This is a genomic window from Kitasatospora sp. LaBMicrA B282 (assembly GCF_050325825.1).
Lineage (GTDB): Bacteria > Actinomycetota > Actinomycetes > Streptomycetales > Streptomycetaceae > Kitasatospora.
On record NZ_JBNQTI010000053.1, the window covers coordinates 18,367 to 37,123 of the forward strand.

Here is an 18,757-nt window from a genome sequence, read left to right on the forward strand (position 1 = left end):
GACGCGCGGCGGCCGCGGTGAGCGCGCCGTGGGGGCCGGCGCTGGCGGCCAACCGGGACCTCTGGGACGACTGGGCCCGGCGCAACGACGAGCACGTCGCCCGGCACACCCGGGCGCTGCTGAGCGGCCGGAGCACGTTGCGGGACTACGAGCTCGAGGAACTCGGCGACGTCACCGGGAAGTCGCTGCTGCACCTGCAGTGCCACCTGGGCACCGACACCATCGGCTGGTCCCGGCTCGGCGCCCGGGCCACCGGCGTGGACTACTCGCTGGAGTCGATCACCATCGCCCGCCGGATCGCCGCCGAGGTGGGGACCGACACCAGGTTCCTGTACACCGACGTCTACCACCTCCCCGAGCGCACCAACCAGCGGTTCGCCATCGTCTACGCCTCCCGCGGGGTGCTCAGCTGGCTGCCCGACCTCGACGCCTGGGCCAAGGTGGTGGCTCAACTGCTCGCCCCGGGCGGCGTGTTCTACCTCACCGACGTGCACCCGGTCTTCACCGCGCTGCGCGAGGAGAGCGCCGAACCGCGGATCGGGCACCCCTACTTCGCGCGGCCCGAACCGGTCACCGTGCCCGCCCGGCTGACCGCGCCGGAGTCCGCCGACGGGCCCGCCGCGCCGCTCCAGCACCTGTGGCCGCACAGCATGGGCGAGGTGATCACCGCGCTCTGCCAGGCCGGTCTGACCCTGAGCTTCTACCACGAGTTCCCGTGGGTGGACCGGGGGCGGCCGTTCCTGCGCAAGCGGGACGAGGGGACCTGGACCCTCAAGGACGGCGAACTGCCGCTCTACTTCTCGCTCAAGGCGGTGCTGGCCCCCGGGGCCCGCTGACGACTGCCGACCGACCGACGGCCGGCCGGCGTTCGGCGGGGTCAGCCCGCCAGGAAGGTGAACTGGGCGCCCAGCTCGCGGAACCCGAGCCGCTCGGCCACCCGGCGGGAGGCCGGCACCCGGGCCCGCCACTGCGGCAGCAGGCCGGCGGCCAGGGCGTGCGCGGCCGCGGCCGAGGCGGTGGTGCGGGCCAGGCCGCGGCCGCGGTGCGCCGGGTCGGCGAGCACGCACAGGTGGGCGATGCCCCCGGGCCAGGTGCGGTAGCCGGTGGCGGCGAGCACCCGGCCGGCGGGGTCCAGCACGGTGAAGGCGCTGGAGGTGATCTCGTCCAGGCCGGCCTCGTTGGCGTCGTCCGGGGCGACCCGGGCGATCAGCCCGCGGACCTCCGGGTGGCGCGGGCGCAGTTCGGTGACCACGCCGGCCGGCTCCGCGCCGCCGTCGGGCCGGAAGGCGGCCGGCTCCAGGTAGGCGAGGGCGGCCGGCCCGAGCACCCGGGTGGCCCCGAGCGCCGCGCCGAGGTCGAGCGGCGCCGTGCCGGCCGGCACGGACCGGATCCGCGCGGCGCCCGGCTGGTCGGGCGCGGTGATCAGCGGCCGGCCGTCGAGCACCACCACGCCGACCCAACCCGGCGGGCAGAGCCCGGAGTCGGGCGAGACGAGGACGGCGGGCAGCTCGGTGCCGGCGGGCGCCTTGGCCAGGTGCAGCCAGCGGCGCTCGACCTGGCGCAGCAGGTGGTCGGTGGTCACCGGGGCATCCTGGCACGGGAACTGCGCGGGCTGCCGCCGCTTTTCCGCGGCCCGCCGGTCCGGCCCGCTCAGCCGGCGGCCAGGCGGTCGACCAGCGCCAGCGCGTCCTCCACCGAGCCCGCGGGGTCGGTCACCGGGTAGAGGACGCCGCGCACGGTGCGGCGGGCGTCCAGCACCAGGGTGAGCCGCTTGAGCCGGTCCACCCCGGCCGCCCGGAAGGTGGGCAGACGGAGTGCGGTGGTCAGCCGCAGCTCGGCGTCGGAGAGCAGCGGGAAGGGGATCCGCTGGTGCTCGGCGAACGCCGCCAGCTGGTCCGGCCGTTGCGTGCTCACGCCCAGGACCTGCGCGTCGCGGGCGGTGAACTCGGCCATCCGGTCCCGGTAGCTGCAGGACTCCAGGGTGCAGCCGCGGGCGCCGGGGATGCTGCTCCAACCGGGCGGGTAGTCCAGGCCGCCGGGCGCGTACGCACCGGGGAAGCAGTAGAGCACCGTCCAGGCGCGGTCGGCGACCGGGTCGACCGCCTCGCCGCCGGCGGCGGTGAGCGCCAGTTCGGGCAGCCGGTGGCCGACCAGCGCGTGCACCCGGCGGGTCTCGACGGAGTCGGCCGTGCTGGTGGCGGAGAGCGAGCCGTCGCCCAGGACGTGCCGGCCGCCCCAGTCCTGCAGGGCGACGAGCACCGGCAGCAGGCCGCGCCCCGCGGGCGTCAGGTGGTACTCGTAGCGCGGCGGGTGCGGGTGGTAGAGCCGCTTCTCCAGGACCCCGTCGGCGACCAGTGCCTTGAGGCGTTCGGTGAGGATCTTCCGGCTGATGCCCAGGCCGGTGCGCAGCGCGTCGAACTGGTGGGTGCCGCCGGCGACGTCCCTGATCAGCAGCAGGGTCCAGGCGTCCCCGACCACGGCGAGGGCCTGCGCGATCGCGCAGTCGGGATCGGTGGCTTCCGTGTGGCGCATGATCACTGAGTATAGTGAGTCTCTATTGGAGACTCACTCGTCCCGGGTCGGCGGCGCAGCCGGCCGCACCCGGGACCGGGGCGGACGAGGGGGCGGACGTGACGACGCAGACGGTGGACGCGGCACGACAGGAGGCCCGACCGGGCGGTGCGGCTGGGCTGTTCTGGCGCTACTGGAGCGCGTCGACGGTCAGTCAGGTCGGCGATGCGGTGAGCACGGTGGCGCTGCCGCTGGTCGCCGTGGTCACGCTGCACGCCACCGCCTTCCAGGTCAGCCTGATCACCGCCGCCCGCTACCTGGCCTGGCTGCTGATCGGGCTGCCGGCCGGGGTGCTGGTGCAGCGGCTGCCGCTGCGCGGCACCCAGGTCGCGATGGACCTGGCCCGCGGGGCCGCGGTGGCCTCGGTGCCGCTGGCGGCCGGGCTCGGGGTGCTGCGACTGCCACAGCTGGTCGCCGTCGCGCTGGTGATCGGCCTGGCGAGCGTGGTCTTCGACGTCGGCAACGCGACCTTCCTGCCGTCGATCGTCCCCAAGGGCGAACTGACCGCCCGCAACAGCCTGACCTCCGCGAGCAACGCGGCCACCCAGCTCGCCGGTCCCTCGCTCGGCGGCGTGCTGGTCCAACTGCTCGGCGGTGCCGCCTCGATGCTGGTGGACGCGGTCAGCTACCTGGCCTCCGCGGCGCTGCTGCGCAGCCTGCCGCGGGCCCCGCACCCCGGCGGCGCCGCGCCCGGCGGCCTCCGGGCGCAGATCCGCGAGGGCTGGCGGTACGTCGTCCGGCACCCGGTGATCGGGCCGTGCGCCGCGGTCGCCACCGCGATCAACTTCGTCTGCGGCGGGCTGATGGCGCTCACCCCCGTCCACCTGGTGCGCACGCTCGGTGCGCCGTCCGCCGTGGTGGGCGTGCTGCTGGCGACCGGCGGGCTGGGCAGCCTGCTCGGCGCCACCCTCACCCCCAGGCTGGTCGCCCGGTTCGGCAACGGCGCCGCGCTGCGCGGGTCGGCCCTGCTGTCCGGCTGCGCTGCCTTCCTGCTGCCGGCCGCCGGGGCGGGCTGGGCGACGCTGCTCTTCGCCGTCGGCAACAGCGGCTTCTTCGCCGGCGTCGTGGTGACCAGTGTCGTCACCCGGACCCACCGGCAGGCCGCCGCCCCGCCGGAGCTGCTCGCCCGGGTGATGGCGACCGTGCGGTTCGTCTCCTGGGGCATCATCCCGGTCGGTGCGCTGGCCGCCGGTGCCGCCGCCGCGCAGTGGGGCACCCGCACCGCGCTCTGGCTGCTGGCGGTGGGCAGCATCGCGAGCCCGTCGATCCTCTACGCGAGCCCGGTGCGGCGACTGCGTGAACTGGCCTGACCGGCGGGCTCAGCCGACCGGGAGGGTCACGGTGGGGGTGGCGGTCGCGGGTGACGGGTGCGGGGTGACGGCTGCCGGGTGACGGCTGCGAGGTGACGGCTGCGGGCGCGGTTCAGCGCGGGCGGCGGAGGTGGTCGCCGCCGGCCAGGATCGCCTCGGCCAGGGCGGCGGCCGGGCCGCGTGGGCTGCCGTGCCGGGTGCTGAGGACGAACTCGGTGTCGCCCAGCAGCGGCAGTTCGGGCTGCGCCGGCAGGGCGTGCAGCCCCGGCGGGATCAGGCCCTCGGCGTGCGCCACCACCCCCAGGCCGGCCAGCGCCGCGGCCCGCACCCCGGAGAGGCTGGCGCTGGTGCAGGCGATCCGCCACGGCCGGCCGGCGCGGTCCAGCACCTCCAGCGCGCGGGCCCGGGTGATGCTCGGTGCGGGGTAGACGATCAGCGGGACGGGCGCACCGCGCTCCAGGCGGTGGCCGGGGGCGCCGATCCAGACCAGCCGGTCGCGCCAGACCAGCCGGTCCGCCGCCGGGGCCGCCCCGGGAGACCCGCCGGCCGCGGGCGCCTCGGTGATCCGCTTGCCCAGCACCAGGTCGAGCCGCCCGTCCGCGAGTTGCTCGGCCAGCACCGCGCTGCGGCCCACCGTCAGCTCCAGGTCGACCTCCGGATGCCCGCGCCGGAAGGTGCGCAGCAGCTGCGGCAGCTCGGTGAGCACGAAGTCCTCGGACGCCCCGAACCGCACCCGCCCGCGGACCGGGGTGCCGGCGAAGTACGCCGCCGCCTGTTCGTGCGCCTCCAGGATCGACCGGGCGAAGCCCAGCATCGCCTCGCCCTCGGCGGTCAGCGCCACCGAGTGGGTGTCCCGCTCGAAGAGCCGCCGCTCGGCGGCCTCCTCCAGCCGCCGGACGTGCTGGCTGACCGTGGACTGCCGCAGCCCCAGCCGCTGCGCGGCCCGGGTGAACCCGCCGGTCTGGGCGACCGCGAGGAAGGACCTGAGCTGAACCGGATCGAACACACCCTCACAGTACTGCGGTTATCGTATTTTGTGATCGCAGTAAGTCCGCTCAGCGGGATTCACAATCAGCGCGCCGCCGACCAGGCTGGAGGTACCCAGCCCGGTCCCCGCCCGCGATGGAGCACGCCCATGCCCGCACCGACACCGTCCCGCCGCCTGCCGTTGGATCCGTTCATCACGGCGCTGCTCGCCACCGTGGGCCTCGCCCTGGTGCTCCCGGCCCGCGGCGCGGCGGCGACCGGCGTCTCGCACGCCGCCGTCGGCGCGGTGGGGCTGCTCTTCTTCCTCTACGGCGCCCGGTTGTCGCCCCGCGAGGCACTGGACGGCCTGCGGCAGTGGCGGCTGCACACCCTGGTCCTCGCGGTGACCTTCGGGCTCTTCCCGTTGCTCGGCCTGGCCGCCCGCCTGTTGGTGCCCGCGGTGCTCCCGCTCCAGCTCTACCAGGGCCTGCTCTTCCTCTGCCTGCTGCCCTCCACCGTGCAGTCCTCCATCGCGTTCACCTCGATCGCCCGCGGCAACACCGCCGCCGCGGTGTGCAGCGCGAGCTTCTCCAGCCTCTTCGGCATCGTGCTGACCCCGCTGCTCGCCGCCCTGCTGCTCGACACCCACGGCGGGATCGGCGCCGGCGCGGTGCTGGGGATCGCCGGGCAGTTGCTGCTGCCCTTCCTGGCCGGCCAACTGCTGCGCCGCCGGCTCACCGGCCTGCTCACCCGGCACGTCCGGGTGCTCGGCCTGGTGGACCGCGGCTCGATCCTGCTGGTGGTCTACAGCGCCTTCGGCGCGGCCGTCACCGGCGGCCTCTGGCATCAGGTGTCGATACCCCGGCTGCTGGTGCTCGGGGCGGTGGAGGCGCTGCTGCTGGCGACGGTGCTGGCGGCCACCACGCTGCTGGCCCGCCGCCTCGGGTTCGGGCGGGCGGACCGCACGGCGATCGTCTTCTGCGGCTCCAAGAAGAGCCTGGCGGCCGGGATCCCGATGGCGACGGTGCTCTTCCCCGGGCCGGCGGTGGGGCTGGTCGTGCTGCCGCTGATGCTCTTCCACCAGCTGCAGTTGATGGTCTGCGCCGTCCTCGCCCGCCGCTGGGGTGCGGCGGCGGACCGGGCCGAGCAGGCCGAGCAGGCCGCCCTGGCTACCGCCGCGGTGCCCGCTCAGCCGGCCACGGCCCGCATCAGGTCCGTGATCAGCTCCCGGGCGTCGTCCAGGTAGCGGGTCAACTCGCCTTCCAGATGCGCGGTTTCGCCCGCCTCCAGCAGCGCGGTGAGCTGCCGGTTGCGGCGCAGGAACGGCTCGTGCAGGTCGTAGGCGGAGGGCATCGCCCCCCAGGCCAGGCGCAGTTCGGCGAGCAGCTGGCGCATGGCGTCGTCGATCCGCTCGCTGCCCGCCAGTGCGGCGATGGCCTGGTGGAAGTGCAGGTCGGCCGTGCCGACCGCGAGCCAGTCGGCCCGTTCCTCGGCGGCCAGCGCGTCCGCGAGGGCCGCACCGACCGCGGCCCGCCGCTCGGCGGGCGCCGCCGCCGCGGCCCGCACGCCCGCGGTCTCCAGCGCGGTGCGCATGGTGTAGATGTCGGCGACGTCCGCCGGGGTCAGGGCCCGGACGAAGACCCCGCGGTTCATCTCGTGCACCACCAACCGCTCCTCGGCGAGCAGCCGGAACGCCTCGCGCAGCGTGTTGCGGGAGATGGCGAGCGCCTCGCCGAGCGCCTCCTCCGAGAGCCGGGTGCCGGGGGTCAGCTGACCGGCGATGATCCGGTCGCGCAGCACCTCGGCCACCCGCTGGGCAGCGCCGGCCCGGACCAGTCGTCCCCGGTCGGCCGCCAGGGCGTCAAGGGCGGCGGACCGACTCTGTCGTGTTCCGGCCATGATGACTCCTCCACTCCCACCCTCGGGCCCCTTGTGGGATTGTTGAACAAAACCTTAGCCTCCCTTGCAACCCCACCCCGCCCACCCGGCGGGTCCCCCGCATGGAAGGCAAACCCTCCATGATCGTCCTTCTCGGCGTGCTCGTGGTGGTGATCGGCTTCGCCACCAGGCGCAATCCCGTGCTGATCGTCGGTGTCTCCGGCATCGCCACCGGACTGCTGGGCAAGCTCTCGCCCCACCAGGTCCTGGCCGCCTTCGGCACCGGCTTCGCCTCCAGCCGCTCGGTCACCCTCTTCGTCATCACCCTGCCGGTGATCGGCCTGCTGGAGCGCGGCGGCCTGCAGGAACAGGCCCGGACCCTGATCGGCAAGCTCGGCCGGCTCACCACCGGCCGGCTGCTCGCCGTCTACCTGGTGGTCCGTCAACTCGGCGCCGCCCTGGGCCTGACCGGCATCGGCGGCCCCGCCCAGGCCGTGCGCCCGATGGTCGCCCCGATGGCCGAGGCGGCCGCCGAGCGCCGGCACGGCCCGCTGCCGCCGGCGCTGCGCGAGCGGATCCGCTCCTTCGCGGCCAGCGCGGACACCGTCGGCCTCTTCTTCGGCGAGGACTGCTTCCTGGCGGTCGGCTCGATCCTGCTGATCACCGGGTTCGTCAACAGCGTCTACCACACGCACCTGGAGCCGATGCAGCTCGCGCTCTGGGCGATCCCCTCCGCGCTCTGCGCCACCGTCGTGCACGGCCTGCGGCTGCTCCGACTGGACCGCACGCTGACCGACGCCGCCCGGGCCGGCGGACCGCCCGGCGCCGCGGGACCGACGGCGATGCGGAAGGCGCCGGCTCCGACGGTGGCGGCCCAGACGGCGGCGGACCGCGCCGGTGAGCGCTCGACCGCGGAGGAGGCGCAGTGATCAGGACGGAGTGGCTCTACTGGCTGGTCGGCGCCGTCTTCCTGGCGATGGCCGCGCAGATGGCCGGCGACCGCAGCAATCCCAAGCGGTACGGCTCGGCCGCGTTCTGGGGCCTGCTCGGCCTCAGCTTCGTCTACGGCACCTGGGTGACCCGGAAGACCGCCCCCGCCGAACCGCTCGGCGTCGCCGTGCTGGCCATGATCGCCCTGGCCGGCTTCGGCTTCACCGGCCGCGGCACCCCGCGCACCACGACGGCCGAGCAGCGCACCGCCTCCGCCGCCCGGCTCGGCAGCCGGCTGCTGCTGCCCGCGCTCACCATCCCGCTGGTCGCGGTGGTCTGCAGCACCCTGGTCAAGCACTGGCGGCTCGGCGGCAGGCCGGTGCTGGAGGCCGGCGGCGAGACCATCCTCGGCCTCGGTCTCGGCGCGGTCGCCGGGCTGGTCGTGGCCATGGTGGTGCTGCGCGAACGCAACCCCGCCGTCCCACTGCACGCCGGCCGCGGCCTGCTGGAGTCGATGGGCTGGGCGGTGCTGCTGCCACAACTGCTCGCCGTCCTGGGGACCATCTTCCAGGCGGCCGGCGTCGGCACCCAGGTCGGCCGGCTCACCACGCACGTGCTGCCCGACGGCCACAAGTACCTCGCGGTGACGCTCTACTGCGTCGGCATGGCGGTCTTCACGGTCATCATGGGCAACGCCTTCGCCGCCTTCCCGGTGATGACGGCGGCGATCGGCTGGCCGGTCCTGATCACCCAGCTGCACGGCAAGCCACCGGTGGTGCTGGCCGTCGGCATGCTGGCCGGCTTCTGCGGCACCCTGGTCACGCCGATGGCCGCCAACTTCAACCTGGTTCCGGCGGCCCTGCTCGAACTCAAGGACCAGTACGGGCCGATCAAGGCGCAGCTGCCGACCGCGGGTGCACTGCTGGTCTGCAACATCGCGATCATCTCGCTCTTCGCGTTCTGACACCCCGCCGCACCCACCCGAAAGGCCGTGCCCATGACCCGGGTTCTGCTCACCGGCTTCGAACCCTTCGACGGCGCCACCGCCAACGCCTCCTGGGAGGCCGTCCGACTGGTGGCGGACGCGCCGCCCCCCGGCCTGGCGGTGACCGCCGTCCGGCTCAGCTGCGTCTTCGGGTTGGCCGCCGAGCAACTGCGCGCCGCGATAGCCGAGCTCGACCCCGCCCTGGTGCTCTGCGTCGGCGTGGCCGACGGCCGCCCCGACCTGACGGTGGAACGGATCGCGGTCAACCTCGACGACGCCCGGATCCCCGACAACGCCGGGCGCCAGCCGATCGACCGTCCGATCGAACCCACCGGCCCCGCCGCCTACTTCACCACCCTGCCGGTCAAGGCCTGCGTCGCCGCCGTCCGGGCCGCCGGCCTGCCGGCCTCGGTCTCGCACACCGCGGGCACCTTCGTCTGCAACCACGTCTTCTACCGGCTGATGCACCTCATCGCCACCGAACGCCCGGCCGTGCGCGGCGGTTTCGTCCACCTGCCCGCGCTGCCCGAACAGGTGCTGGCCGCCGCCCGGCCCTGCCTCCCGGCCGCCACGGCCGCCAGCGGCCTGCGCGCCCTGCTGACCGCCGCGACCTTCCACCGGGCCGACCTCCCCCTGGTGGGCGGGGCCCTGCACTAGGGCGTGTCTTTCGGATCACGCCGTGACCGGTTGCGCGCCCGCCCGCCGGTGCTCAGCCGGCGAGCGTCGCGTGCATCTCCCAGACCAGCACCTCCGCCGGGGTCACCGCGGTGAGGCGCGGGCCGCCGGTGGCGGTGAAGCGGACGGCGTCGCCGGCGGTGAGCGGGCCGACGCCTTCGAGGGCCAGGTCGCCGCGGGGGACGAAGAGGTGGAGGAAGGGGGCGTCGGGGAGTTGGACCTGCTCGCCGGGCTGCAGGCGGGCGGCGTGCAGGGCGGCGTAGCGGTTGCGGATCCGGATGGCGGCTTCGTCGGCGTGCCGGTCGAGGCCGGAGGCGACCGGGACCAGGCCGCCGGCGAGGAGCTCGTGTTCGATCTCCAGCTGCTGGTAACCAGGGGTGGTGCCGGGCTCGTCCGGGACCACCCACATCTGGACGAAGTGCACCGGCTCGGTGTGGGCGGCCTCGCCGGACAGGCGCCAGGAGTCGTTCTTCTCGGAGTGCAGGATGCCGGTGCCGGCGCTCATCCGCTGGGCGAGGCCGGGGTAGATCACCCCGGAGTGGCCGGTGGAGTCCTGGTGGACCAGGGAGCCCTGGAGGACCCAGGTGACGATCTCCATGTCCTGGTGCGGGTGGGTCTCGAAGCCGGTGCCGGGACGGACGATGTCGTCGTTGTTGACCAGCAGCAGGCCGTGATGGGTGTTGGCCGGGTCGTGGTGGCGGCCGAAGGAGAAGGAGTGCTTGGAGTCCAGCCAGCCGGCCCGGGTGGCGGCCCGGTCGGCGGCGCGGCGGACCTCGATCCGGGGGCGGAGCTGCTGGGTGGTGGGCTTGGTGGTCATGGCGGGTCCTCTCCGTTCGGCAGCGGCGTGGCCGGTGCTCCGTGCGCCAGCCGGTGCTCCGTGCGCCAGGGAGAACATAATTCATCGTTCAACTATTTCGGTGCGCCGCCCGCTGCCCCGCCGGCGCCCGTCAGCGGCCGCTGCGCTCGGCCCGCCAGCGGCTCGGCGAGAGGGTCGTCTGACGCTGGAAGAAGGTGGTGAAGTTGGCCGCGTCCGCGAAGCCGACCCGCTCCGCGCAGCCGGCGACCGGCAGTTCGGTGTGCGCGAGCAGCCGCTTGGCCTCCAGCAGGATCCGGCGGTCCAGGTACTGCTTGGCCCCCAGCCCGGTGGCCGCGCGGGTCGCCCGGGTCAGGGTGCGGCGGTCGTAGCCGAGCGAGCGGGCGTAGTCGGCGACCTGGTGGCAGGCGGCGAAGCGCTGCTCGACCGCGGCACGGTAACGGGCGAACACCTCGGGGTCGGCCGCAGCCCGGGCCGGCCCGGCCGCGGGCGGCGGGGCGGTCGGCAGCACCCGCAGCAGCAGGACCGCCAGCAGGTGGGCCAGCAGCGCCGCCGAGGCCGGCCCGGGGTCGGCCAGCGCCGCCGCGTGCTCGATCGCCAGGTGGTCGGCGGCCAGCACCGCCGGCGTCCAGTGCTCCTCGTCCAGCTGCCAGGTCGCGGCACCCGGACCGGCCGGCGCCTGCGGGAGCGGCAGGTCCGCGGGGAGGAGACCCGGCTCGAACAGCACCAGCGCCCCGGTCAGCCGGTCGACGTCGCTCCAGCGGTGCACGGTGCCCGGGCGGATCCAGACCACGCTGCGGGCCGCCAGCGGGTAGTCGACGAAGTCCGCCTGGTGGCGGCCGCTGCCCGAGCGGACCAGGGCCAGCAGGTGGAAGTCCGGGCGCTGCGGCCGGGTGCGGTCGCCGTCCGGGTCCGTCCGGCGCAGCTCGGCGAAGTCGAGCACCTCGACGCCGAAGCGCGCGCCGGCAGCAGGGGCGTAGTGGAGCTGCCGGATCCCCGCGGGCTGACCGCTTTCCACCAGGTCCCGCCTCGTTCGACCGGGTTCGGGCTACCTGTTCACCGTACCGTCGACGGCGCACCGGGCGCTCGGCGCGCCCGGCCGGCCCGACCGGCGCCGGGCGGCCCGACCCCGTGGCGCGGCGGACGGGGCACGCGTAGTCTCCAGCACCGGTATCCGCAGGACTCGGGAGGCAGTTGATGGTGGTTCGGATCGATCGGCACGGGCCGGTCACGGTGGTCGGCCTGGACCGGCCCGAGGTGCGCAACGCGGTCGACGCCGAGCACGCGGCCCTGCTCACCGAGGCGTTCGAGGCCTTCGACGCCGATCCGACCGCCTCCGTCGCGGTGCTGTACGGGCAGGGCGGCAACTTCTGCGCGGGCGCGGACCTGAAGGCGGTGGCCCGCGGCGACGTGGTGGTGGGCGCGCCGGGCGAGGGACCGGCCGGGATGGGGCCGAGCCGGCTGCGCCTGGGCAAGCCGGTGATCGCCGCGGTCGAGGGGTACGCGGTGGCCGGCGGCCTGGAGCTGGCGATCTGGGCGGACCTGCGGGTGGCCGCCCCGGACGCGGTGTTCGGGGTGTTCTGCCGCCGCTGGGGCGTGCCGCTGATCGACGGCGGCACGGTCCGGCTGCCGCGGTTGATCGGCGAGTCGCACGCCCTGGACATGATCCTCACCGGCCGCCCGGTCGGCGCCGAGGAGGCCCTGCGGATCGGCCTGGCCAACCGGCTCAGCGCCCCCGGGCAGGCGCTGGCGGAGGCCGTGGCCCTGGCCGAGCAACTGGCCGCCTTCCCGCAGACCTGCCTGCGCCGGGACCGGCTCTCGGTGTACGAGCAGCACGGCCTGCCGCTGGCGGCGGCGCTGGCCAACGAGTGGCGGCACGGCGAGGTCTCGCTGGCCAGTGACACGGTCGCCGGCGCCACCCGGTTCAGCCGGGGCAGCGGTCGGCACGGCAGCTTCGCGGCGGAGTGACGGGCGGGTGGTGGTGACGGGTGGGTGGTGGTGATCCACTCCCGTGGTGATCCACGCGCCGCTCAGTGCCCGCAAGCGCGGTCCAGCGCCGCCCGGTCACGCAGCTTCACCCGCTCGCCCCGGCCCAGCGCGGCGGCCAGCTCGTGTTCGGCGGCGTCGATCCGCAGCCACTCCCGGCAGCTGACCGGGCGCACCCCGGCCGCGCCGAGCAGCTCGCCCAGCTGCCGGTCTGGGGCCGCCGCCCGCGGGGCCGGGGCGGCGGCCCCCGGGCGGTGGGTGTGGTCGGCGAGCAGGGACCGGACGGTCTGCGCGGCGTCGGACTTGTTGCTGCCGATCACCCCGGTCGGCCCGCGCTTGAGCCAGCCGGCCACGTACTCGCCCGGCCGCGGCCGGCCGTCGGGGCCCAGCACCCGGCCCTCGTGGTGCGGGACGACGGCCCGCACCCGGTCGAACGGCACGCCGGGCAGCGGCTCGCTCCGGTAGCCGACCGAGCGCAGCACCAGCTGCACCGGGAGCTCGGTCAGCTCACCGGTGCCGCGCAGCTCCCGCGTCCCGGTCGGGGCGCTGGTCCGCTCCAGCCGGAGCGGACCAGGTCGGTGCCCAGGAGCGCCACCGGGCGGGCCCAGAACCGCACCGCCACCCGCCGCGTGCCACCGTGCGTCGCCCGGCCGGCCCAGTCCCGCAGGACCTCCAGGTTGCCGCGCACCCGCCGGTCCGCGCCGGCCGGCGGCCCGGGGGCGCGGGGCTCGGTGCGGTCGGGCTTGGTGCGGTCCTCCTCGGTGCGTTCGGGCTCGGTGCGGTCGTCGGGCTCGCCCGCCGGGGTCACCGTGATGTCGGCGCCCGGCAGCTCGCTCAGCGCGCGCAGCTCCTTCGGGGTGAACCGGGCCTCGGCCGGCCCGCGGCGGCTGATGAGGTGGACCTCCCGGACCCGGCTGGCCGCCAGGGCCTGTCCTCAAACCCCCGTCGTCCGCCCGAAGGGCGGGCGCGGCGGCTCCCCCAGCGCCCCAGCCTTCGGCCGGGAGGGACCCCCAGGCGGCTGGGAGGTGCCCCCACGGGTGCGTGCATCGGCGGCGCCGAGGATGGGGGGGTACCTCCCGGCCGCCAGGCTGGGGGCCATCGGCGACTGACGAGAAGCCGGCGGTGTCCCGGATGCGGGAGCGGCGCGGCCGGGTCACCGTGTGGGCATGGATCTGATCGCCCTGCTGGAACTCGACGAACCGGCCAACCTGCGCCTGCTCCCCACTGACGACCGGCCAGACCTGCTACGACTGCCAGTCGTTCGTGTACATGCAACCCGGCTCCCCGCCACCGACAGCACGGCCGCCCGCACCCTGTGCGGGCTGCCCGCCCACCGCATGCAGAGCGTGCCCGGGCACCTGGCGAGCGCGGACGCATGGTGCCCGCCGACCTGGCAGCGCCGGGCCTGCCCGGTGTGCGGCACCCTGATCGCCGGGGCACCGAGCCTGCCCGCCCCGCCCGGCAGCGCGGCGGACCGGCCCACCACCGCCGCGGACCGGCCCGCCACCGCGGACCGGCCCACCACCGCGCCCGCCGCCGAGACCCCGGAGGACGCCGCCGACCACTGACACCCACTCTCCTCCGGACTCCGCCCCCACCCCCACCGGCGCGCGTCGTCCGCCCCACCCGGCCAGGCCCACACCACGCGGGCCGCCCGTCCGTCACCCCTCCTCGCACCCCCGCCCGCGCCCCACCCCCGTCCGATGACCCCCCGCCCACGGGCTCACAGCCCCCCGAACGGCGGGGGCACGCCCCTCCCGACCTTCGGGTACCCGGCGGACGGCAGGCCCGGCAGACTTTGGCGGCAGCGGCGCGGGTGATTCGGCCGGCGGGGGCAACGATCCACAACTCCCCTACCCTGCCCGGCTGATGCCCGCACGCCCGCGCCGCCCACGGCAGCGCCGCCCACCGCGCACGACCACGCACCACCGTGCCCGAGCGTGCCCGACGGCGCACCGATCCGCACGGCCGCCCACGGCAGCTCGCTGCGGGCCGCGCCGCGGCACCGGGGTGTCCGGGCACCGCGTTCGGGTTCGCCCGTCCCCCACGTCATACCGTCGCGCGCCGACCGGCCCGCGCGACGCCGCTCCGAAGGAGAGCCCTTGTCCTCCAGGACCCTGCTGCGCGCTGCTGCGCTGGCCGCCACCGCCACGCTGTCCGCCACCGCCTTCCTGCCCGCGAGCGCCGGTGCGGCCGCCGCCGCGGCCACGCCCGGCCCGCGGGTCGTGCCGGTGCCGGCCAGCGCGGGCCAGGCGCACAAGCTCGCCGCGCCGCAGCCGCTGTCCACCTCCGAGTGCCAGGCCAAGATGCACCGGGACTGCTACGGCCCGCTGCAGTACCGCGCCGCCTACGACCTGCAGCCGCTCGCCGACGCCGGCATCGACGGCTCCGGGCGGACCATCGTGATCGTCGACTCCTTCGGCTCCCCGACGATCCAGCACGACCTGGAGGTGTTCGACCACCAGTACGGCCTGCCGAACACCCAGGTCGAGGTGATGAAGTGGGGCAACGTCCCGGCCTTCGACCCGACCAACTCGGACATGACCGGCTGGGCCGGCGAGACCACCCTGGACGTCGAGTACGCGCACGCCATGGCCCCCGGCGCGCACCTCCTGCTGGTCGAGACCGGCACCTCGGAGGCCGAGGGCACCGCCGGCTTCCCCGAGATGATGGACGCCGTCAAGAGCCTGGCCCACCAGGGCCGCGGCGACGTGTTCAGCTTCAGCCTGGGCGCGACCGAGGGCACCTTCGCCCAGCAGGCCGGCAAGCCCGGTGACTACCACCTGCTGAAGGACCTGCGCTACGGCCTGAAGGCGGCGGTCGACGAGGACGCCACCGTGCTGGCCGCCTCCGGCGACAACGGCGCCACCGACATGCAGCTGGACGGCAAGACCTTCTTCACCGACCGCCAGGTCGGCTGGCCCGCCTCCGACCCGCTGGTCACGGCGGTCGGCGGCACCCGCCTGCACCTGGACGACAACGGCAAGCACACCGCGCCCGACGAGGTGTGGAACGGCGGCGACGGCGGCGCCTCCGGCGGCGGCGTCTCGCAGGTCTTCAAGCGCCCCGACTACCAGGACGACGTCGCCAAGGTCACCGGCCACCAGCGCGGCATCCCGGACATCAGCATGAGCGCCGCGCCCGACGGCGGCGCCTGGGTCTACAGCAGCTTCGACCCCAAGGACACCGGCTGGGACATCATCGGCGGCACCAGCCAGGCCACCCCGATGATGGCCGGCGTGGTCGCGCTGGCCGACCAGGCGGCCGGCTACCGGCTCGGCAACATCAACCCCGCGCTCTACGACCTCGGCGCGGACAAGGACAGCGACGACCCGAACGGCATCGTCGACGTCACCAAGGGCAACAACACCGCCAACGGCGTGACCGGCTACCAGGCCGGCCCCGGCTACAACCTGGCCACCGGCTGGGGCACCATCGACGGCTACCAGTTCGTCAAGTCACTGGCCGAGCGCGACGACCTGTGAGCCCGCTCGCCCGGCGAGTGCGGTGACGTGAGCTGAGCAACCGTCAGCTCACCCCGGCCTGACCAGCGGCCCGCCGGCGTGGATCCGACCGATCCCCGCCGCCGGGCCGCTGCGTCGTTGCGCGGACGCCAGGGCCACTCCTACGAATCTTGCCGGGCGCGCGGCTCCCCCAGCCTTCGGCCAGGAGGTACCCCCACGAACGCACCGGCGGACCCTCCACGTACGACCCCGTACGAGGACGATCCGCCGGCACGCCCAGCCGGGATGCCCGGTGTCGCGCGCCCGGCAAGCTCCATAAGAGAGGCCCTGGGCACCACGGCGCCCGCAGGGCCTCGGCCAGGCCCCGTTCGGCGCACCGCGCGGCGTCGGCGATCAACTGCGGGTAGCCCGGGCCGGGCGGGTCGGACAGCAGCACCGCCTCGACCACGATCAGCAGCCCGACGCCCAGGGTGGTGCCGCGTCCTGGCGCATCGCCGTGTCCCGGGGTCGCTCGCCCTGGGGCTGCGTGTCCTGGCTGCGCGCCCTCCCGGGCCGCACCCGTCCGTCCCAGCATCCCACCGGCGGAGCGGGCCGGCCTCAGGCGATGGGCGTCGGCAGGTCGCCGCTCAACAGCTCCTGCGGGACCTGGCTGAAGGCCCAGCCGTCGCCACTGCGGGTGAAGACCCAGACCACGTCGAACCGGGCGTCCGGCCAACCGGTCGGCGGGGCCGGGGTGACCGGGCCGAGCTTGGCGACGATGGCGGGGATGCTCTCGTGCTCCCAGGCCACCAGGACGGCTCCGGACAGCGTCTGCAGCGCGGCGGCGAGTTCGGCCTCCTGCCCCTTGGCGAACCGGGTGTCGGGGGTGCCGCCGAGCGCGGCCGCGACGGGGGTGACGGTCTGGTACGGGCGCTTGCTGGCACCGGTCGGATCGGCGGCGTAGACGGCGGTCGGACGGGTCAGGCCGGGCGGCGCGGCGGCCGGGGCACCGGCGGCGGTGCGCGGCGCGAAGAGTCCGACCAGCGCACCGGCGCGGGTCCAGCCCTGCACGGTCAGGGACTTGGCGTCCTGCTCGCCGTCGGGGGTGAGGCCGTAGGGCGCGCCGGAGCCGGTGGGCTTCTCGGCGTGCCTGATCAGCATCAGCACCTTCGGCTCGCCGCCCGCCGCACCGGCGAGCGCCGGCCCGGCCGCCGGGGTCGCCGCACCGGCCGCCGCCGCCTTGCCCTTGTGATGACCACTGCTGCAACCGCTCACCGCGGGGGCGGCCGCCAACACCGCCGCCGCGGAGAGCAGTATCCGCCGCCGCGGTTGGAGCCCGTCGGTCCTGTCGGTCATGCCCACCTCCGTGATCTTGGACTGTGCGGCTCCAGTATCACCCGCGCCGGGACGCGAACGATCGATCGTAGGAGAACGGACCCCGCCCCCGCAGCTGCGCGCATCCGAACCGGGCGGCGACGGGTAATGACCGATACGGTCGGCAAATCGGCCGACTCAGCGGAAAAGCGGTCAGAAGACTGCATCTTCCGGCATTCCCACCCACCGGCTTGCCCCGTCCTGACACTGGTGCCAGGAGCGAGGACGGGAGGAATCTTGGCAGGCACCTCTACCCCGAAGGCCCTGGCGGAGATCGTCGCCGCGGTTGAGAGAACCCCAGGTTGGAGCGTGAAACGCAACGGCCGGAAGGTCACCGTCTGCCCGCCGGCCGGTGCCCTGGTCACCTTCAACCTGGGTGGCAGCGGCGGGTGCAAGGTGGACAACGTCAGTGCTCGGCTGCGCCGCGCCGGCTGGCGCTCCGGGAGCGCCGAGCAGCAGCGGGCCCGGGTCGCCCGGCAGCGGGTCAGCGAGGATCAGCGGCGCGCCGAACTCGCGGTCACCCAGGCACAGTTGGCCGGGCAACGGCGGGCCCACGCGGAGGCCCTGACCCGGGCCAGGACCGAGCTGGAGCAACACCGGGCGGCCGTGCTCGCCGCCGAACACCTGCTGGCCACCGCACGGACCCGGCAGGCCGCGGCCGCCCAGCGGGTCAGCAGTCTCGAATCACACCGGCCCTGAGGATCACTCCGACCCTGAGAACCACACCGGCCCTGAGGAGGAGTCAGGTCGATCCGGCAGGCCGCCGCCGGGTCACCGGCGGCCGGCAGGTGTTCGGCGGCGAGCCCGGGCGCCCGGGGGCAAGGTCCGGGGCGAGCGGGCCCGGAGCGCCGCCCACCGCCGCACCGTCCCCCTGCCCGACCCGCCGTCACCCCCAGGCGTGACGTGCGCCGCCGGACGCACCCGTTCGCCGGAGCGGGCCGGCGCCGGGGCGCCGCTCGGCTGCCACTGTGAACGGGCGCCGCCCTCCCCCGGCGCCCCCAGGACGCAGGAGTTCCATGGATCAGTACCCCGAGCGGCCCGCCACGGTCGGCAGCGCGGACGGCCGGCGCCGGGCCGTGATCCGCGTCCTGCTCGGCACGGCCGCGGTCAGCTACAACGACTGGGTGCTGGAGTTCCTGCTGCCCACCGGGCTCGCCCCGGCGAACTCCTACGTCAGCGAGCTCTACGCCGCCGACCAGCCGTTCCGTCGCCTGTTCGCCTCGATCGAGGTGACCACGGCGACGCTGGTCACCACCGGCGCGCTGCTGGCGGTCCGCGCGGCCGGCACGGCCGGTGTGCGGTCTGCGGAAGCGGCCCGGGCAGCCCGCACGGCACGCGGTGGCTGGTGGGCGATGGTCGGCTTCGGCCTCTGCTCGGCGGCCGACGTCGCGCTGCCGATGAGCTGCGCGCCCTCGGTGGAGCCGGGCTGCGAGGCGGTGCACCCCTGGCACACGCTGACCAGCGCGCTGGTGCACTTCTTCCTCTTCCTGTCGATGGCGCTGCTGATCCTGGCCGCCCGCCGCAGCACCGGCACCAGCACAGGCACCGGCGGCCTGCCGGAGCTCGCCGCAATCGGGCGCTGGGGACCGTGGCTGCTGCCGACCGCGATGGCAGCGGCGATCGCCACGGTCGGCCCGCTGCTCGGCCACCCCGGCGGCCAGGGCATCCCGCAGCGGATCCACCTGCTGCTGGTCGGCGTCTGGCTGGCCATGCTCGCCGCGGCCGCCCCACGCTCCGCACCCCGCCTCAACAGCCCCACCCGCACCAGCGCCCGCACCTAGCGCCGGCCGGATGAGGCCACGCCCGGCGCCCGGGGCGGCGCCCG

The 18,757-nt window shown here is 75.4% G+C and carries 20 protein-coding genes; 11 read left to right on the forward strand and 9 right to left on the reverse strand.

Annotated features, from left to right (window positions below):
- Positions 1-17: 17 nt before the first annotated feature.
- Entirely contained in the window at positions 18-836 is an 819-nt protein-coding gene (locus ACQRUO_RS17095; protein ID WP_428316780.1) for a class I SAM-dependent methyltransferase, read from the forward strand.
- Positions 837-877: 41 nt separating this feature from the next.
- On the opposite strand, the gene ACQRUO_RS17100 is transcribed toward ACQRUO_RS17095, so the two are convergent.
- Both ACQRUO_RS17100 and ACQRUO_RS17105 read right to left on the reverse strand, forming a co-directional pair.
- Complete coding sequence (locus ACQRUO_RS17100; RefSeq protein WP_428316781.1) at positions 878-1,582, reverse strand: GNAT family N-acetyltransferase; 705 nt, start codon at positions 1,580-1,582, stop codon at positions 878-880.
- A 68-nt stretch (positions 1,583-1,650) separates the two neighbouring features.
- Complete coding sequence (locus ACQRUO_RS17105) at positions 1,651-2,532, reverse strand: winged helix-turn-helix transcriptional regulator (protein WP_428316782.1); 882 nt, start codon at positions 2,530-2,532, stop codon at positions 1,651-1,653.
- Between the two features lie 98 nt (positions 2,533-2,630).
- Here ACQRUO_RS17105 and ACQRUO_RS17110 point away from each other — a divergent pair, with 98 nt between their 5' ends.
- Complete coding sequence (locus ACQRUO_RS17110) at positions 2,631-3,881, forward strand: MFS transporter (protein ID WP_428316783.1); 1,251 nt, start codon at positions 2,631-2,633, stop codon at positions 3,879-3,881.
- A gap of 112 nt (positions 3,882-3,993) precedes the next feature.
- Here the strand turns inward: ACQRUO_RS17110 and ACQRUO_RS17115 are convergent, their stop codons facing one another.
- The gene (locus ACQRUO_RS17115) at positions 3,994-4,887 is read right to left on the reverse strand and encodes a LysR substrate-binding domain-containing protein (RefSeq protein ID WP_428316784.1); all 894 of its coding nucleotides are present in this window, start codon (positions 4,885-4,887) and stop codon (positions 3,994-3,996) included.
- Between the two features lie 129 nt (positions 4,888-5,016).
- Here ACQRUO_RS17115 and ACQRUO_RS17120 point away from each other — a divergent pair, with 129 nt between their 5' ends.
- Positions 5,017-6,093 (forward strand): bile acid:sodium symporter family protein, encoded by a 1,077-nt coding sequence (locus ACQRUO_RS17120; protein WP_428316785.1) that lies wholly within the window; start codon positions 5,017-5,019, stop codon positions 6,091-6,093.
- Here the strand turns inward: ACQRUO_RS17120 and ACQRUO_RS17125 are convergent.
- Positions 6,036-6,746, reverse strand: a complete 711-nt coding sequence (locus ACQRUO_RS17125) for a GntR family transcriptional regulator (RefSeq protein ID WP_428316786.1) — start codon at positions 6,744-6,746, stop codon at positions 6,036-6,038. The genes ACQRUO_RS17120 and ACQRUO_RS17125 overlap by 58 nt on opposite strands.
- 119 nt (positions 6,747-6,865) lie before the next feature.
- Between ACQRUO_RS17125 and ACQRUO_RS17130 the strand changes: the two genes are divergently transcribed.
- Genes ACQRUO_RS17130 through pcp form a run of 3 tightly spaced genes read left to right on the forward strand, consistent with a single transcriptional unit; the run spans position 6,866 to position 9,297 of the window.
- A complete protein-coding gene (locus tag ACQRUO_RS17130) occupies positions 6,866-7,654 on the forward strand; it encodes a DUF969 domain-containing protein (RefSeq protein WP_428316787.1) in 789 nt (262 codons plus the stop codon).
- Entirely contained in the window at positions 7,651-8,619 is a 969-nt protein-coding gene (locus ACQRUO_RS17135) for a DUF979 domain-containing protein (RefSeq protein ID WP_428316788.1), read from the forward strand. Before ACQRUO_RS17130 ends, ACQRUO_RS17135 begins: the two co-directional genes overlap by 4 nt.
- Before the next feature lie 33 nt (positions 8,620-8,652).
- Positions 8,653-9,297 carry a pyroglutamyl-peptidase I gene (gene pcp / locus ACQRUO_RS17140; RefSeq protein WP_428316789.1) on the forward strand — a complete coding sequence of 215 codons (645 nt, stop codon included), beginning with the start codon at positions 8,653-8,655 and terminating at the stop codon, positions 9,295-9,297.
- 52 nt (positions 9,298-9,349) lie between these two features.
- Here pcp and ACQRUO_RS17145 read toward each other — a convergent pair whose 3' ends face one another.
- Together ACQRUO_RS17145 and ACQRUO_RS17150 are read right to left on the reverse strand one after the other, a co-directional pair.
- Positions 9,350-10,132 (reverse strand): pirin family protein, encoded by a 783-nt coding sequence (locus ACQRUO_RS17145; protein WP_428316790.1) that lies wholly within the window; start codon positions 10,130-10,132, stop codon positions 9,350-9,352.
- 130 nt (positions 10,133-10,262) lie between these two features.
- Positions 10,263-11,147, reverse strand: a complete 885-nt coding sequence (locus ACQRUO_RS17150) for a helix-turn-helix domain-containing protein (protein ID WP_428316791.1) — start codon at positions 11,145-11,147, stop codon at positions 10,263-10,265.
- Between the two features lie 179 nt (positions 11,148-11,326).
- On the opposite strand from ACQRUO_RS17150, the gene ACQRUO_RS17155 reads away from it, so the two are divergent.
- Positions 11,327-12,097, forward strand: coding sequence for a crotonase/enoyl-CoA hydratase family protein (locus ACQRUO_RS17155; protein WP_428316792.1), 771 nt, complete (start codon positions 11,327-11,329; stop codon positions 12,095-12,097).
- A gap of 62 nt (positions 12,098-12,159) precedes the next feature.
- Here ACQRUO_RS17155 and ACQRUO_RS17160 read toward each other — a convergent pair whose 3' ends face one another.
- Positions 12,160-12,606 (reverse strand): hypothetical protein, encoded by a 447-nt coding sequence (locus ACQRUO_RS17160; protein WP_428316793.1) that lies wholly within the window; start codon positions 12,604-12,606, stop codon positions 12,160-12,162.
- 11 nt (positions 12,607-12,617) lie between these two features.
- The gene (locus ACQRUO_RS17165; RefSeq protein WP_428316794.1) at positions 12,618-12,923 is read right to left on the reverse strand and encodes a hypothetical protein; all 306 of its coding nucleotides are present in this window, start codon (positions 12,921-12,923) and stop codon (positions 12,618-12,620) included.
- A gap of 358 nt (positions 12,924-13,281) precedes the next feature.
- Here ACQRUO_RS17165 and ACQRUO_RS17170 point away from each other — a divergent pair, with 358 nt between their 5' ends.
- Both ACQRUO_RS17170 and ACQRUO_RS17175 read left to right on the forward strand, forming a co-directional pair.
- Positions 13,282-13,683, forward strand: coding sequence for a hypothetical protein (locus ACQRUO_RS17170; RefSeq protein ID WP_428316795.1), 402 nt, complete (start codon positions 13,282-13,284; stop codon positions 13,681-13,683).
- A 534-nt stretch (positions 13,684-14,217) separates the two neighbouring features.
- On the forward strand, positions 14,218-15,600 hold the full coding sequence (locus ACQRUO_RS17175) for a S53 family peptidase (RefSeq protein WP_428316796.1): 1,383 nt from the start codon (positions 14,218-14,220) through the stop codon (positions 15,598-15,600).
- A 576-nt stretch (positions 15,601-16,176) separates the two neighbouring features.
- Here ACQRUO_RS17175 and ACQRUO_RS17180 read toward each other — a convergent pair.
- Complete coding sequence (locus ACQRUO_RS17180) at positions 16,177-16,914, reverse strand: hypothetical protein (RefSeq protein WP_428316797.1); 738 nt, start codon at positions 16,912-16,914, stop codon at positions 16,177-16,179.
- 327 nt (positions 16,915-17,241) lie between these two features.
- Between ACQRUO_RS17180 and ACQRUO_RS17185 the strand changes: the two genes are divergently transcribed.
- Together ACQRUO_RS17185 and ACQRUO_RS17190 are read left to right on the forward strand one after the other, a co-directional pair.
- A complete protein-coding gene (locus ACQRUO_RS17185; RefSeq protein WP_428316798.1) occupies positions 17,242-17,631 on the forward strand; it encodes a hypothetical protein in 390 nt (129 codons plus the stop codon).
- Positions 17,632-17,948: 317 nt separating this feature from the next.
- Positions 17,949-18,713 (forward strand): DUF998 domain-containing protein, encoded by a 765-nt coding sequence (locus ACQRUO_RS17190; protein ID WP_428316799.1) that lies wholly within the window; start codon positions 17,949-17,951, stop codon positions 18,711-18,713.
- The last annotated feature ends 44 nt before the right edge of the window (positions 18,714-18,757 follow it).